The sequence below is a fragment of the Selenomonas oralis genome (genome assembly GCF_051603425.1).
Classification (GTDB): domain Bacteria; phylum Bacillota; class Negativicutes; order Selenomonadales; family Selenomonadaceae; genus Selenomonas; species Selenomonas sputigena_A.
Genome location: NZ_CP194411.1, coordinates 1,292,079 through 1,305,484, shown reverse-complemented (window position 1 = coordinate 1,305,484; position 13,406 = coordinate 1,292,079). Strand labels below are relative to the sequence as shown.

At 55.8% G+C, this 13,406-nt stretch carries 13 protein-coding genes; 7 read left to right on the top strand and 6 right to left on the bottom strand.

All coding sequences use genetic code 11. From position 1 onward, the window contains the following. Window positions 1-16: 16 nt before the first annotated feature. The gene (locus ACRTGH_RS06260; RefSeq protein ID WP_368848067.1) at window positions 17-889 is read right to left on the bottom strand and encodes an NAD(P)/FAD-dependent oxidoreductase; all 873 of its coding nucleotides are present in this window, start codon (window positions 887-889) and stop codon (window positions 17-19) included. Window positions 890-943: 54 nt separating this feature from the next. Beyond that, complete coding sequence (locus ACRTGH_RS06255; RefSeq protein ID WP_368848068.1) at window positions 944-1,876, bottom strand: alpha/beta hydrolase; 933 nt, start codon at window positions 1,874-1,876, stop codon at window positions 944-946. Window positions 1,877-2,096: 220 nt separating this feature from the next. Here ACRTGH_RS06255 and ACRTGH_RS06250 point away from each other — a divergent pair, with 220 nt between their 5' ends. From ACRTGH_RS06250 to nagZ, 3 genes are all read left to right on the top strand, one after another. Next, entirely contained in the window at window positions 2,097-2,447 is a 351-nt protein-coding gene (locus ACRTGH_RS06250; protein WP_368848069.1) for a heat-shock protein Hsp90, read from the top strand. A 400-nt stretch (window positions 2,448-2,847) separates the two neighbouring features. Then, window positions 2,848-3,306 (top strand): Hsp20/alpha crystallin family protein, encoded by a 459-nt coding sequence (locus ACRTGH_RS06245; RefSeq protein ID WP_368848070.1) that lies wholly within the window; start codon window positions 2,848-2,850, stop codon window positions 3,304-3,306. A 184-nt stretch (window positions 3,307-3,490) separates the two neighbouring features. Continuing rightward, complete coding sequence (nagZ, locus tag ACRTGH_RS06240; RefSeq protein ID WP_368848071.1) at window positions 3,491-4,669, top strand: beta-N-acetylhexosaminidase; 1,179 nt, start codon at window positions 3,491-3,493, stop codon at window positions 4,667-4,669. A gap of 134 nt (window positions 4,670-4,803) precedes the next feature. Here the strand turns inward: nagZ and ltrA are convergent, their stop codons facing one another. Both ltrA and ACRTGH_RS06230 read right to left on the bottom strand, forming a co-directional pair. Beyond that, the gene (gene ltrA, locus ACRTGH_RS06235; protein WP_438474833.1) at window positions 4,804-6,204 is read right to left on the bottom strand and encodes a group II intron reverse transcriptase/maturase; all 1,401 of its coding nucleotides are present in this window, start codon (window positions 6,202-6,204) and stop codon (window positions 4,804-4,806) included. A gap of 483 nt (window positions 6,205-6,687) precedes the next feature. Next, complete coding sequence (locus ACRTGH_RS06230; RefSeq protein WP_368848082.1) at window positions 6,688-7,689, bottom strand: hypothetical protein; 1,002 nt, start codon at window positions 7,687-7,689, stop codon at window positions 6,688-6,690. Between the two features lie 154 nt (window positions 7,690-7,843). Between ACRTGH_RS06230 and ACRTGH_RS06225 the strand changes: the two genes are divergently transcribed. Together ACRTGH_RS06225 and ACRTGH_RS06220 are read left to right on the top strand one after the other, a co-directional pair. Then, window positions 7,844-8,101 (top strand): type II toxin-antitoxin system RelB/DinJ family antitoxin, encoded by a 258-nt coding sequence (locus ACRTGH_RS06225; RefSeq protein WP_368848081.1) that lies wholly within the window; start codon window positions 7,844-7,846, stop codon window positions 8,099-8,101. Then, the gene (locus tag ACRTGH_RS06220) at window positions 8,094-8,357 is read left to right on the top strand and encodes a Txe/YoeB family addiction module toxin (RefSeq protein ID WP_368848080.1); all 264 of its coding nucleotides are present in this window, start codon (window positions 8,094-8,096) and stop codon (window positions 8,355-8,357) included. The genes ACRTGH_RS06225 and ACRTGH_RS06220 overlap by 8 nt, the downstream gene beginning before the upstream one ends. A 70-nt stretch (window positions 8,358-8,427) precedes the next feature. Here the strand turns inward: ACRTGH_RS06220 and ACRTGH_RS06215 are convergent, their stop codons facing one another. Continuing rightward, on the bottom strand, window positions 8,428-9,390 hold the full coding sequence (locus tag ACRTGH_RS06215; RefSeq protein WP_438474830.1) for a reverse transcriptase domain-containing protein: 963 nt from the start codon (window positions 9,388-9,390) through the stop codon (window positions 8,428-8,430). A 1,051-nt stretch (window positions 9,391-10,441) separates the two neighbouring features. Next, window positions 10,442-11,080: a lactate utilization protein gene (locus ACRTGH_RS06210; protein ID WP_368847675.1), complete on the bottom strand. Its 639-nt coding sequence runs from the start codon at window positions 11,078-11,080 to the stop codon at window positions 10,442-10,444. Window positions 11,081-11,234: 154 nt separating this feature from the next. On the opposite strand from ACRTGH_RS06210, the gene hisC reads away from it, so the two are divergent. Both hisC and ACRTGH_RS06200 read left to right on the top strand, forming a co-directional pair. After that, entirely contained in the window at window positions 11,235-12,281 is a 1,047-nt protein-coding gene (gene hisC / locus ACRTGH_RS06205; protein WP_368847674.1) for a histidinol-phosphate transaminase, read from the top strand. A gap of 35 nt (window positions 12,282-12,316) precedes the next feature. Then, a complete protein-coding gene (locus ACRTGH_RS06200; protein WP_368847673.1) occupies window positions 12,317-13,312 on the top strand; it encodes a polysaccharide deacetylase family protein in 996 nt (331 codons plus the stop codon). Window positions 13,313-13,406: the final 94 nt, after the last annotated feature.

Genomic DNA, 13,406 nt, shown 5'->3' with positions numbered 1-13,406 from the left:
CCCGGAAAGAGCCGGACTATGCTTTCTTGCCGCGCAGGAACTTCAAGGCGGACAGCCCCGCCGCCGCTCCTTCGTGGACGGCTTTCGCCACCTGGAGCAAACCACCCGTCGCATCGCCTGCCGCAAATATACCGGGGACATTCGTCGCCATGGAAGCGTCGACCTTGAGGTAGACGCCCTCGAGCAAAATGCCGATCTTCTTCGCTATGGCCGTGCTGCCCGCCGTGCCGAAAGCGACGAAAAAGCCGCTGACAGAGAGCGTCCCGCCGCCCTCAAAGACGACGCGCTCCACCCTTTCCGCACCCTCTACGGACTTGACCTTTTCCGTATGCAGAACAAGCCCTTCCGGCAGATTTTCGGGAGCCTTTTCCCCGTTCGTCAAAAGGTGCACCTTCGCCGCATGGGGCAGGAGCGCCTGCGCCTCAGCCAGCGCATAATCCCCGGCGCCGAGGACGGCCGCCTCTTTGCCTCGATAGAAAAATGCATCGCAGATTGCACAGTAGCTGATGCCGCGCCCCTCAAACTCCCTGAGCCCGGGAATCGGCGGCGCAAGGCGCGAAGCCCCCATCGCGAGCACGACGGCTTCCGCCTCGAGTGTCCCGCCCGGCAGCTCCGCCAGAAAACCGTCCATCGCATCCTTGAAACGCAGGCCGACGAGTTCATCCGCGACGAACTCCACCCCGAGCCGCTTCGCCCCCTCAATGCCGCGCCGTGCCAGCTCCGCGCCCGACAGCGGCTCGTCAAATCCATAGTAGTTTTCGATACGCTCAGCCTTCGCGAGCGCCCCCGTGCCTTTTCCCAGCACCGTCACCGCCGCACCGCCGCGCCTGGCATAAATGGCGGCCGAAATACCTGCCGGCCCCTGTCCAACAACGAGAAGTCGTTTCAAAAAAATCATCCTCTCTCCAAAAATACGCCCGTCTTGATTTCCAACAGCGCTTCCTCAGTCAACGCCCTCTCGGAAATACGGCGCCAAAAACGAAAACAGCGCGCGGTCGTACGCCTCTGCATCCTGCTGCCGCGCCGCCGCATGGCCTGCCCCTGTGACGATGAATTCCGCCTTGGCCGACGGCGCAGCCTCGTAGAGAGCCTTTTCCATCGCCAGCGGCGTCAGCCCGTCCTCCGTCCCATGAACGAAAAGGAGCGGCACCCGCACGCGGGAAACGACCGCAAGAGGAGCGGCTTCCCGCAGGCTCGACCCTGTTTTGTGCCGCACCATGGCGTCGAAGCACAAAAGCGCGGGGAATTCCGGCAAGCCGTAAAGGCGCTTGAGCTCCAGCCGATACATCTCGTAAGCGTCCGTATAACCGCAGTCCTCTATGGCGGCTTTGACCTGCGGCGGCAAATCCGCGGAAGCCGCAGCCAAGATCACGCTCGCCGCCCCCATCGAAAGGCCGTGCAGCGCAATCTCAGCCTCTCCGTCTCGCGCAGCAATCTCCTGCGCCCAGGCGACGACAGCGGCGCTTTCCCGCACGCCCATCGTGATGTACTCCCCCTCCGAACGCCCCGCCGCCGGCAGATCCGGCGCCAGTACGTTCCAGCCCGCCGCCAGAAAAGGACGCGCATAATCCCATGTATAACGCCCGTCGCGTCCATAGCCGTGCACGAAAATAATCCAGCGATGCGCAGACGGCGAAGCATAAAACGCCGTCGCAGCGCAGCGCACGCCCCACGGAGCCTGCCATTCCCACGGCTCGGACCGCGCCGCAAGAGGAGCTGGCGGCGGCAAATCCACATCCATGATAACCGCCGCAGCCGCAGGAGGCTTGCCCGGCATACGCCGCAGGGCATAATCCACAAAATGATTCGCCAGCAATCCCCCCGCCAAGAGGAACAGCAGCAGCAAAAGCGGCAGCACCCAAGTTATTTTCTGCATCCCTTTCTCTCCCTGGAGCAATTTGACAAAAAAAGCATCCCCTGCCCCGAGCCATCGGCCGCTTTCCGTAAGACAGACGCGCACCGTCCGGCAACCCCGTACCTTCTCTTGAATATATGAAATCAGTTTTTCACGGCATTGTCAACAACATCTTGAAAAAGAACAGCTTTTCATCTATAATCGTAATAGAGAAGATTACATTTTAGGAAGGATGATTCCCATGGATAAACAAGCCGTCATCGAAAAGGTCAAGGAAATCGCCGCCGCACCGAGCTGCTGCGAAAGGCTCAAAACGCTCTGCGAAAACTGGCTCGCCTCCCTCGGCACAGCGAAAGAAAAGGAGCTCTCAAAAGAGCTTGTCGCTGCACTCGAAGAAGATGTGCAAAGCCTCGACGCAACGCTCGCCTTTATGAAATCCGCTGAGGCAAAAGACCTCCTCGGCGCAGAAGAAGCCGCCAAACTCGCCAAGCTTGGCGAAGACGCAAAAGCCGCCGGTAGCAAGATCTGCTTCTGCCCCGCCTGCCAGGCCGGTCAAGCCGTCCTCGACAACCGAAGCGTGCTGCTCGGCTGATTTTTTCCGTCATTTTCGTCCTCTTGCCTGCCAGACAAAAGAATCGTGCATGGAATGCCGTCCCGCCCATAACGAAGCGTTTTGTCCGGCATCCAAAAGCCCGTCCGTTTCCCTCCGCCAAAATTTCCGTTCAAGCGAAATGCCGCGGAAATTCGGGGAACCGCCGGGCTTTCTTTTTTGAAATCCCGTTCCCCTTTCCCTGTTTTCAAAAAAATTTATTTTTTGACTTTTAAACCTATTGACTTTTTGACCTTTTGTGATAGAATAAGAATTGCAAAGGGGAAAAGAAGCCGGGGCAATCCCCCGGGAGCTTCCTTGCCGCGCCGGCACAGGCAGGCTCCCCTCAGCAAAACATAAAAGATCTTTAAGGGCGACAGCCCATGGGAAAGGGGTTTTCATAATGTTTGGTTTGGTACCTTTTGCGGGAAGAAAAGATTTGGCAAGACACGATGACGGTTTCGGCGGCTTCTTCGATATGTTCCGCGAGCCGTTCTTCCAGAACGCTCTTGCGCCGTTCGCAGGCGCGAGCAGCGCTTCCTTCAAAGTCGATGTCAAGGACAAGGAGAAGAGCTACGAGCTTACAGCAGAGCTGCCGGGCGTAAAGAAGGAAGACATTTCCCTCCACTACCAGGACAGCTACCTGACCATCTCGGCCAAAAAGGATGAGTCCAAGGAGGAAAAAGACGACGAAGGCAACTACATCCGCCGCGAACGCAGCGTCGGCACTTTCAGCCGCTCCTTCTACATCAACGATATCGACAATGCCGCCATCAAGGCGGAGTTCAAGGACGGCGTGCTCAAAGTGGATTTGCCGAAAACTGCTGCCGCCGAGAAGGTGAAGCAGATCGAGATCCAGTAAGGTCGGCAGAATTTTGGATACACACGCAAAAGGGCGGTCACAGGAAACTGTGGCCGCCCCTTTTTTTGCAGGCACAACAGCTTGCCAAGGCACGGGATTTTTTATAAAATAAATTTTTAGGACATATGTTCAGCCGCCACGCAAAGCGGCATAACTTCCTTGAAACGAAAGGGGGACGTCCACCATGTGCAAATTGACGAAAACGCGCCTTCCCCTCACGCTCTTCGGCTTGGCTATTTTCTTCGCCAGCTTCCTCCTCACGGGCTGCTCTGCGCGCTCCGACGATGCTGCACCGAAAGCTGCCGACACGGGCCCCGCGCAGCAAAATCTCTCCCCCGACGAGAAGGCTGCGGCCATCGTGCAGGAGATGAGCGATGCCGAGAAGGTCGGGCAGCTCGTGATGATCGGCATACAGGGAACGGAGCTCGATGCGGACAGCCGCTTCATGCTCACAGAATACCAGATCGGCGGCGTCATCCTCTTCGACCGCAACATGAAGAGCCCAGAGCAGGTGCGCGCACTGAACGATGCTCTGCAGAAGAGCGCCTCGAACGCCGGCCTGCCGCTTTTCATCGCCATCGACGAAGAAGGCGGCGCCGTCGCGCGCATGAAGGAGGCATTCCCGCCGCCGCCCGCCGCTGAAGAAATCGGGCGCACGGGCGACCCGGCCGAAGCACGCCGCTGGGCTTTTCAGACTGCACAGGGGCTCAAAGCGATGAGTTTCAATTTGAACTTCGCTCCCGTCGCCGACCTCGGCGCTGCGAACGGTCGCTCCTATGCTGACGATGCACCCACGGTGACGGCCTTCGTCGCCGCCGCCCTCGAAGGCCATGCCGACGCCGGCCTGCTCGCCTGCCTCAAGCACTTCCCCGGCCTCGGGCGCGGCGAGAGCGACACGCACGAGGACACGGTCACCGTACACGCCGACCGCACCGCGCTCGAAGAGGGCGACCTCGTGCCGTTTCGCGCGATGATCGCAAAGAGAAACGCCGCGAAAGAAAAGCGCGGCTGGTTCGTCATGGCGACGCATACGATGTACCCTGCACTCGACGCGGAGCATCCCGCAAGCCTCTCGCCCGCCATCCTGCAAAAACTCCTGCGCGAAGAGCTCGGCTATGACGGCGTCATCGCGACCGACGACCTTGAGATGGGCGCGATCTCGCGCCACTACACCTTCGAGCGCGCAGGCGTCGAAGCGATTCTCGCAGGCGCCGACCTCATACTCGTCTGCCACGACTACGCGCACGAAACCGCCGTCTACAACGGCATCCTGAAAGCCGTACGAAGCGGCGAAATTCCGGAGGAGCGTCTCGACGCCTCCGTCAAGCGCATCGTCAAGGCGAAGCTCGAATATCTCGAATAGCCTCAGCACATTCGCTTCTCGGTATTTAAAAATGCCGAGAAGTTTTTTCCACATGGATTATTGATCGAGTAGGAGGCGGTGATTAGCCGCCGTCCTCTCACACCACCGTGCGTACCGTTCGGTACACGGCGGTTTCAATAGGTTGCGTGTACAGACTGATATGCCTCGGCTAAATCATAAAAGCCGAAGCGTATCAGTCTTTCTTTTGTCATTGCCATCTTGACCGCTACCGTGTTGCTTGTCCACCAATAGCCTCTCCGACAGTTTCCTGCCTTGTAGGCTGTTTCAAAGGGGACTCCCAACTTGCATAGATTCCGAATCTTCGTCCTCGGCTTCTTCCAATGCTTCCAGATACACATCCTTACGCGATGGCACAGCCATTGGTTCAGTTCGTCTATGCGATTCTTCATGCTCGCTATCCCGTAGTAGTTCAGCCAACCTCGTATATATACTTTTATCTTGGCCAGAGATGTCGGCAGTTTCTGCACCCTCCTCCGGGACGCAAGCTCTTTGAGTTTGGCTTTCATCTTCTTCCACGCTTTCGGGTGGACTCGTACATGTACGCCGCTTCCGTTTTTCCCCAGCGTGAATCCGAGATATTTGAAGTGCTTCGTTGCGAACACGCTGACCGTTCGGCTTTTCTCTTGGTTGACTTTCAGCTTCAGTTTCCCCTCCAGATAAGCTGTGCTCTTGTCCAATATCCGCTGCGCGGCTCGCCTGCTCTTTGCGAGCAGGACGATGTCGTCCGCATACCGTATGCAGGGGACTCCGCGTTTCGCGTATTCTTGGTCAAACTCGTTGAGATAGATGTTGGCTAACAGGGGCGACAGATTCCCTCCCTGCGGGGAGCCTTCTTTTCTCTCTCGGACTACGCCTTTTTCCATGATTCCGCTTTTGAGGTATCTCTTGATGAGCTGCATGACTCGCTCGTCTTTTACGTTCTTCCTCAGTAACTGAAGCAGAATTTCGTGGTTCAGGGTGTCGAAATACTTGGATAGGTCTAGTACTACCGCATAGGTGTAACCTTCTTCCGCATATTCTTTCACCTTTCGTATGGCGCTTTTGGCACTTCTTCCCGGTCTGTACCCATAGCTTCCTTCGGCAAACAGCGGCTCATAGATGGGTACGAGCTGCTGTGTGATTGCCTGTTGTATGGTACGGTCTATGACGGTGGGGATGCCGAGTTTCCGCTCTCCTCCGTCTGGCTTCGGAATTCCCACGCTTCGCACTGGTTGCGGGGTATATTTCCCCCGCCGGATTCGTTCTACCAGTTCTTTCGCATGGCCTCCTTCTTTCAAGTGTGCCTGCGTTTCTTCGATGGTCATGCCATCGACTCCCGCGGCTCCCTTGTTCTTCTTCACTCTCTTGAAAGCTCTGTTCAGGTTCTCCCTGCTCAGTATCTTCTCCAAGAGTTCTGGCTGTACACGGTTCCTTTCCTCCCATATCCGACGGAACGACCTTGACGCTCCCACATATTCTTCGTGTTCCGCACGATCCTTTTGCGGGCAGCCCTTTTCTTTCCGGTTTTCTGCCATTTCCAGTCGCTCCTCCTTTCCCGGTTGTACTTGGATACTCCTACTGATTCGGCCCTTCACCTCTCGGCTACTATGGCCTCTGCTGACTTCTGCATATTCAGCATAGCCTTTCGGCTGTGGTTGCCCTTTTCAGAGCGTTCTATGCAGACCTCCCCGGGTACCACACGTTTCTTTCCCTCCATCTACCTGCCGCATCTACCACCATTGGTTCCGTGTAGCTATGGGACTTCAACCTGTAGTGCGGCCTTATCCCCAACGATAGCCTCCTATGCGGTTCCTGTTCGTCAGGCCAGAGGTTTGCCGCCGACTTCCTTCAGATTTCGCCTCACGACGAACACCCTTGTCTTTGGCTATGTCTTTCCCGCTACCGGGCAGACTCCGGTCTTTCACCGGTTAGAAGCGTGCGCCGCCGGGCGCACCCCCAGAAAAAGACCTGTCACCGGAAGCCGAGAAGCGGCTTTCAGTGACAGGTCTTTTTTCGTGTCAATGCTTCGCCATATAGCGTGCGATGGCGGTGCGGACAGCGGCGCGGGCGGCGGGCGGTGCCGTCGGGACGACGGCATTGCCCTTGCTTTTTTCCTTTTCTTTCGCAGCGTCGGCATCTTCTTCCGGCTGCGCCTTTTCAGGCGGCAGCGGCAGGAGCCCTTCCTTCATCTGATTGATCTCTTCGAGCTTTTTCTGCTCTTCCTTCATCTCCTGCACGGCTTCATCCGAAGCCTCCTGGCGGCCGATCTCGCCGAACTTCAGCAGCTTCCATTCCAACCATTCCGCCAAATCCTGCACATGCTTAAGCCATATATCAAGTTTCGAGGCGCTGGCATCCAGCTCGTCAAACTCTCTCTGCAGCCTGTCCCTGATCCCCAGAGGATCCGCGACACGCTCGCCTTTCATGGCAGCGATTGCTTTTTCAAAATCCTTTTTGATCTTTTCATTCAGCTCATCCGCACTGGCATTAAACCAGTCAAAGTCCTCGTCCTCATCCTTCGGCAGAGGCGCGCGCAGACGGTCGCTTTCGATCTCCTCGCGCGCTGCGGCGGCCTTCTTTTCCAGCTCCCTCTTCAAATCGTAAATCATCGAGATTTGATCGTCGTACGAAGTCGCGACAATATGCGACAGGAGCTTTTCCTTCTCCTCTTTCAGCGCCTTCTTTTCATCATCCGTCAGCGTATCGTCCTTGAGCAGTTCCTTGATCGCAACGACGCGCTCCTTTTCCGCCTTGACGCCCTGCCGCGTTTTATCGACATCGGCGATCCTGTCGCGCGCTGTCAGGGGCTCAAAATCCTTTTCGTCTCGCAGGATCTCCTTCGCGTCCTTTTCCGTCAGCTGCAGGATGCGCGCTTTCCTGCTGATCAGCACCTCAGCGGTCTGACCGAGCTGCGTTTTCTCCTCCTGCCTGCCCTTCAGAGCCATGGCGGCGGAAGGCGCCTGTACGAAAGAAGCACTCGTCTCACGTCCGCTCAAGGCGCTCCCTATCCTCATACTCATTTTCTCATCCCTTCCGTGTACTGAGAAAACCGCTCCATGCGAAGTTTTTCGCTATCCGTCTCTATTTCATCGGAATTTTCTTGTTGGTTCTTAAATATTGAGATAAAGCCTCAAACATGGTATGATAGAGTCAATGGCGAAGGGAGTGAATCCTATGGCTCAAGCAGTTATAAATTTTTCTATGGACGAATCTTTGAAAACTCAGATGGAGCAAACATGTCAGGCAATGGGCCTGACGATGGCATCCGCCTTCACGATGTTCGCTGCAAAAGTCACACGGGAGCAGCGTATTCCTTTTGAAGTATCCGTCGATCCCTTTTACAGCGAAGCAAATATGGAGCGACTGAAAAAGTCCATCGCTCAGATGGAAGCGACCGGCGGCACAGTTCATGAGGTCAATCTCGATGATTAAGGCATTTACAGATGCAGCGTGGGAAGATTTTGAGTATTGGCTAAAGCAGGATAAGAAAACCTTCAAGCGCATCCAGCAGCTCCTCAGAGATATTGACCGAAACGGCTATGAGGGAATCGGCAAACCAGAGCGATTGAGCGGCGACTTAGCTCCTTATTGGAGCAGGCGTATAGATCACGCGAATCGTCTTGTCTATCGTATCGAAAACGGCACCATAAAAATCGTACAATGCGGCTCTCATTACAGAGATAATTGATCGAGTAGGAGGCGGTGATTAGCCGCCGTCCTCTCACACCACCGTGCGTACCGTTCGGTACACGGCGGTTTCAATAGGTTGCGTGTACAGACTGATATGCCTCGGCTAAATCATAAAAGCCGAAGCGTATCAGTCTTTCTTTTGTCATTGCCATCTTGACCGCTACCGTGTTGCTTGTCCACCAATAGCCTTTCCGGCAGTTTCCTGCTTGGTAGGCTGTTTCAAAGGGGACTTCCAACTTGCATAGATTCCGAATCTTCGTCCTCGGCTTCTTCCAATGCTTCCAGATACACATCCTTACGCGATGGCACAGCCATTGGTTCAGTTCGTCTATGCGATTCTTCATGCTCGCTATCCCGTAGTAGTTCAGCCAACCTCGCATATATACTTTTATCTTGGCCAGAGATGTCGGCAGTTTCTGCACCCTCCTCCGGGACGCAAGTTCTTTGAGTTTGGCTTTCATCTTCTTCCACGCTTTCGGGTGGACTCGTACATAGACGCCGCTTCCGTTTTTCCCCAGCGTGAATCCGAGATATTTGAAGTGCTTCGTTGCGAACACGCTGACCGTTCGGCTTTTCTCTTGGTTGACTTTCAGCTTCAGTTTCCCCTCCAGATAGGCTGTGCTTTTAACCAGGATTCGCTGCGCGGCTCGCCTGCTCTTTGCGAGCAGGACGATGTCGTCCGCATACCGTATGCAGGGGACTCCCCTTTTCGCGTATTCTTGGTCAAACTCGTTGAGATAGATGTTGGCTAGCAGGGGCGACAGATTCCCTCCCTGCGGGGAGCCTTCTTTTCTCTCTCGGACTACGCCTTTTTCCATGATTCCGCTTTTGAGGTATCTCTTGATGAGCTGCATGACTCGCTCGTCTTTTACGTTCTTCCTCAGTAACTGAAGCAGAATTTCGTGGTTCAGGGTGTCGAAATACTTGGATAGGTCTAGTACTACCGCATAGGTGTAACCTTCTTCCGCATATTCTTTCACCTTTCGTATGGCGCTTTTGGCACTTCTTCCCGGTCTGTACCCTGTACCCATAGCTTCCTTCGGCAAACAGCGGCTCATAGATGGGTACGAGCTGCTGTGTGATTGCCTGTTGTATGGTACGGTCTATGACGGTGGGGATGCCGAGTTTCCGCTCTCCTCCGTCTGGCTTCGGGATTCCCACGCTTCGCACTGGTTGCGGGGTATATTTCCCCCGCCGGATTCGTTCTACCAGTTCTTTCGCATGGCTTCCTTCTTTTAAGTGTGCCTGCGTTTCTTCGATGGTCATGCCATCGACTCCCGCGGCTCCCTTGTTCTTCTTCACTCTCTTGAAAGCTCTGTTCAGGTTCTCCCTGCTCAGTATCTTCTCCAAGAGTTCTGGCTGTACACGGTTCCTTTCCTCCCATATCCGACGGAACGACCTTGACGCTCCCACATATTCTTCGTGTTCCGCACGTTCCTTTTGCGGGCAGCCCTTTTCTTTCCGGTTTTCTGCCATTTCCAGTCGCTCCTCCTTTCCCGGTTGTACTTGGATACTCCTACGGATTCGGCCCTTCACCTCTCGGCTACTATGGCCTCTGCTGACTTCTGCATATTCAGCACAACATTTCGGCTGTGGTTGCCCTTTTCAGAGCGTTCTATGCAGACCTCCCCGGGTACCACACGTTTCTTTCCCTCCATCTACCTGCCGCATCTACCACCGTTGGTTCCGTGTAGCTATGGGACTTCGACCTGTAGTGCGGCCTTATCCCCAACGATAGCCTCCTATACGGTTCCTGTTCGTCAGGCCAGAGGTTTGCCGCCGACTTCCTTCAGATTTCGCCTCACGACGAACACCCTTGTCTTTGGCTATGTCTTTCCCGCTACCGGGCAGACTCCGGTCTTTCACCGGTTAGAAACGTGCGCCGCCGGGCGCACCCTGAAAAAAGGCTGCCGCATGAATACTTCATGTCTTCATGCGGCAGCCTTTTTTTCAAATCTTTTGCCCGGCGCTGTACGCCAACACATTTGCGACATATTGCTTGAGGCTGACGCCTTCCTCTTTTGACAACATGTAAGATGCTGGTTCCTATGCTGTGCAAATGCACTCAGCAAATCATCCTCATTACAGCCCCAGACACTCCTCGATCAGCACGAGTTCCATCGGGCGGTAGCTCATCTTCTTGTAGTGAATCGTCAAGGCGTTGCAGATGCGTTCGGGGCTTTGACAGTCATAGCATGTATCGCCCTTGGGCGCGCACGGCGTGCGCTTCTTCTTGCGCTTTGCGTTCAGCGGCGCGGCAATCTTATGGATGCGCTCGATGGCAGCCTCCACATTCGGCACGAGCTTGTTGACGCCGCAGACGAAATACGTCTTTTCATGCCCGAAGAGCGAGCCTGCAATCCGGTTTCCCGCTCCGTCCATATTGACGATCTGTCCTTCCTCCGTAATGGCGTTGGCCGAAAGGATGAAGATATCCGTCAGCAACGCCTCGCGCCCGGCCTGCAAAAAAGCCTCCAGACCGCCCTCATGCGCCCTGCGCGGCGGATCGATCACCTCGTTCTTTTCGCTGAGCTTCTCATAGAGGGAAAGCGCCCGCAGCGTCTCCGAATCGCCGAAGCCCACACGCTTTCCCTCGATTTCTGCCGCGAGATAATCCGCAGCCGCCGTCCGCTCCCGAAAAAAAGAAACATCGTAGCGGTTGCGCCGAAATGCTTCGATGGTCCTGTTTATGCGCGCCTGCGCCGTTTCTCTTACCTCCATCCGGCTCTCCTCCTTCCCTTCTGTCGTCCATGCACCTTTCTTGGGAGACTTCTCCAAAAAGTCCCGCATTCCTGCCGTCTTCTTGCCCCTTGCCCTCGAAGCAAAAAGGACGTAGAATAGAAGGAGTATATTCTGGCAGAAAGCAGGGAAGCCCATGAGCCTATTCGATAATATTCGCCGCGTCACGCCCTATGTACCGGGCGAACAGCCTGCGGGCGAGGTCATCAAGCTGAACACGAACGAATGCCCCTACGCACCTTCGCCGCGCGTGGCCGAGGCCATCGCCTCCGTCGGGCACAGCCGTCTGCGCCTCTACCCCGAGCCCGATTGCCATACGCTGAAAGACGCGCTTTCCGCCTATTACGGCATTTCCCCGAAAAAAGTATTCGTCGGCGTCGGCTCGGATGACGTGCTCGCTCTTGCCTTCCTGACCTTCTTCGCAGGCAGGAAGCCGATCCTTTTCCCGGACATCACCTATTCCTTCTACGACGTCTGGGCAGAGCTCTACGGCATCCCCTACGACACCGTGCCGCTCTCAGAAGACTTCACTCTTGATCCTGCCGACTACGCACGCGAAAACGGCGGCATCGTCTTCGCCAATCCCAACGCGCCGACAGGCATCGAGCTGCCGCTTGCAGGCGTCGAGGAAATCATCTCTTCCAACCCGGATTCCGTCGTCATCGTCGACGAAGCCTATGTCGATTTCGGCGGCGAAACGGCGCTGCCGCTTCTCGAAACATACGAAAACCTCGTCATCGTGCGCACGATGTCGAAGTCGCGTGCGCTTGCCGGGATGCGCATCGGCTATGCGTTCGCCGGCGAGCGTCTGATCGCCGCCATGGAGGACGTCAAGGCCTCTATCAACTCCTACACGATGACGACGCTCTCACTCGCTGCAGGCAAGGCTGCCATCGAGGATGAGGCATACTTCAGAGAAACGCTGCAAAAGGTCATCCGGACGCGCGAACACACAAAGGCGGAGCTGCGCCGTCTCGGCTTCATCGTCACGGATGCGAAAACAAACTTCCTTTTCGCAGCAAAACCCGGCGCCTCCGCCGAAAAAATCTTCCATGCGCTGCGCGAACGCGGCATCTATGTGCGCTACTTCAAAAAGCCGCGCCTTGACGACCATCTGCGCATCACCATCGGAACCGACGCGGAAATGGCAAGCCTCATCGATGCGCTCGAGCAGCTCCTCTGACAATTCGACATTTTTGGGAAAGGATGATTTTCGCCTTGCTGAAATTTTTGGAAAAACTACGAAATGAATGGGGCGCCAACGAAAAAAAGCACTACCATACAAAAATCTTTCTTCTCCTCGTCCTGCTGACGCTCGTCTGCACGGCAGGCTGGCGCATTGCCTGGGGCAAGTTCCATGCAGACGAGACGGCTGCCGGCTTCCCGCAGGAGCTCCAGATGGAAAACACCAGCGGCTCCGCCGACGGAAAAACCGCTCCGGCGAAAAAGACCCCGCCCCCCGGAGACTACATCAAAGCCTCGGACGACTTCAACAACATACAGCTTGCCGACGCCTCCAAGCCCCTCTACGATATCTACACGCTCGATGAGCGCCGCCAAAAGGGGCTTCCTGTGGAGCTTCCTGCACTCACTCCCTACATGATGCCGAATATCGCCTACCTGACTTTTGACGACGGCCCCGATGACAAGAACACCGTCGCCATTCTCGATATCCTCAAGAAAAACAACATCCATGCCACCTTCTACGTCATCGGAAAAATGGTAGAGAAGCATCCCGACGTCCTGAAGCGGATTTTTGCCGAAGGCCATGCCATCGGCAACCACAGCTACAGCCATGATTACAAGACCCTCTATCCCAACAAAGAAAACTTCCTCGCCGAGATCAAACACACGGATGACATCATCTACGGACTCCTCGGGGTACGCCCGCTCATCATCCGCGCACCGGGCGGCGCCGCCAGCATGTTCGTGGACGGCTACCGCCAGATGCTCAAGGAAAACGGCTATGTGAACCACGACTGGAACGTCAGCGACGAGGACGCAACCGGCACGAACATCCCCGCGCAAAGACTCATCGGCTCCGTCAGCTACACACTTGCCAACCGTCCGAAAGACAGGGGCGCCATCGTGCTCATGCACTGCTCGAGCGGCAAGGAAACAACGGTCGAGGCTTTGCCCCAAATCATCGAGATGCTCAAGGGAGCGGGCTTCAGCTTCGGCGTCGTCACTCCCATGACGCCTCAGCCGTGGTAAGCTGCACGCACAAACAGCCACTTCATAGGTTTGTGCGCCGCCCTTCCATGAAGTAAAACCATGATCTGCGTCGAGCTCTGCCCGCACCTGCAAG

Coding starts and splice junctions, on each gene's coding strand:
- ACRTGH_RS06255 (WP_368848068.1), bottom strand. CDS start 1,876: ATGCAGAAAATAACTTGGGTGCTGCCGCTTTTGCTGCTGCTGTTCCTC.
- ACRTGH_RS06250 (WP_368848069.1), top strand. CDS start 2,097: ATGGATAAACAAGCCGTCATCGAAAAGGTCAAGGAAATCGCCGCCGCA.
- ACRTGH_RS06245 (WP_368848070.1), top strand. CDS start 2,848: ATGTTTGGTTTGGTACCTTTTGCGGGAAGAAAAGATTTGGCAAGACAC.
- nagZ (WP_368848071.1), top strand. CDS start 3,491: ATGTGCAAATTGACGAAAACGCGCCTTCCCCTCACGCTCTTCGGCTTG.
- ltrA (WP_438474833.1), bottom strand. CDS start 6,204: ATGGCAGAAAACCGGAAAGAAAAGGGCTGCCCGCAAAAGGATCGTGCG.
- ACRTGH_RS06230 (WP_368848082.1), bottom strand. CDS start 7,689: ATGAGTATGAGGATAGGGAGCGCCTTGAGCGGACGTGAGACGAGTGCT.
- ACRTGH_RS06225 (WP_368848081.1), top strand. CDS start 7,844: ATGGCTCAAGCAGTTATAAATTTTTCTATGGACGAATCTTTGAAAACT.
- ACRTGH_RS06220 (WP_368848080.1), top strand. CDS start 8,094: ATGATTAAGGCATTTACAGATGCAGCGTGGGAAGATTTTGAGTATTGG.
- ACRTGH_RS06215 (WP_438474830.1), bottom strand. CDS start 9,390: ATGGGTACAGGGTACAGACCGGGAAGAAGTGCCAAAAGCGCCATACGA.
- ACRTGH_RS06210 (WP_368847675.1), bottom strand. CDS start 11,080: ATGGAGGTAAGAGAAACGGCGCAGGCGCGCATAAACAGGACCATCGAA.
- hisC (WP_368847674.1), top strand. CDS start 11,235: ATGAGCCTATTCGATAATATTCGCCGCGTCACGCCCTATGTACCGGGC.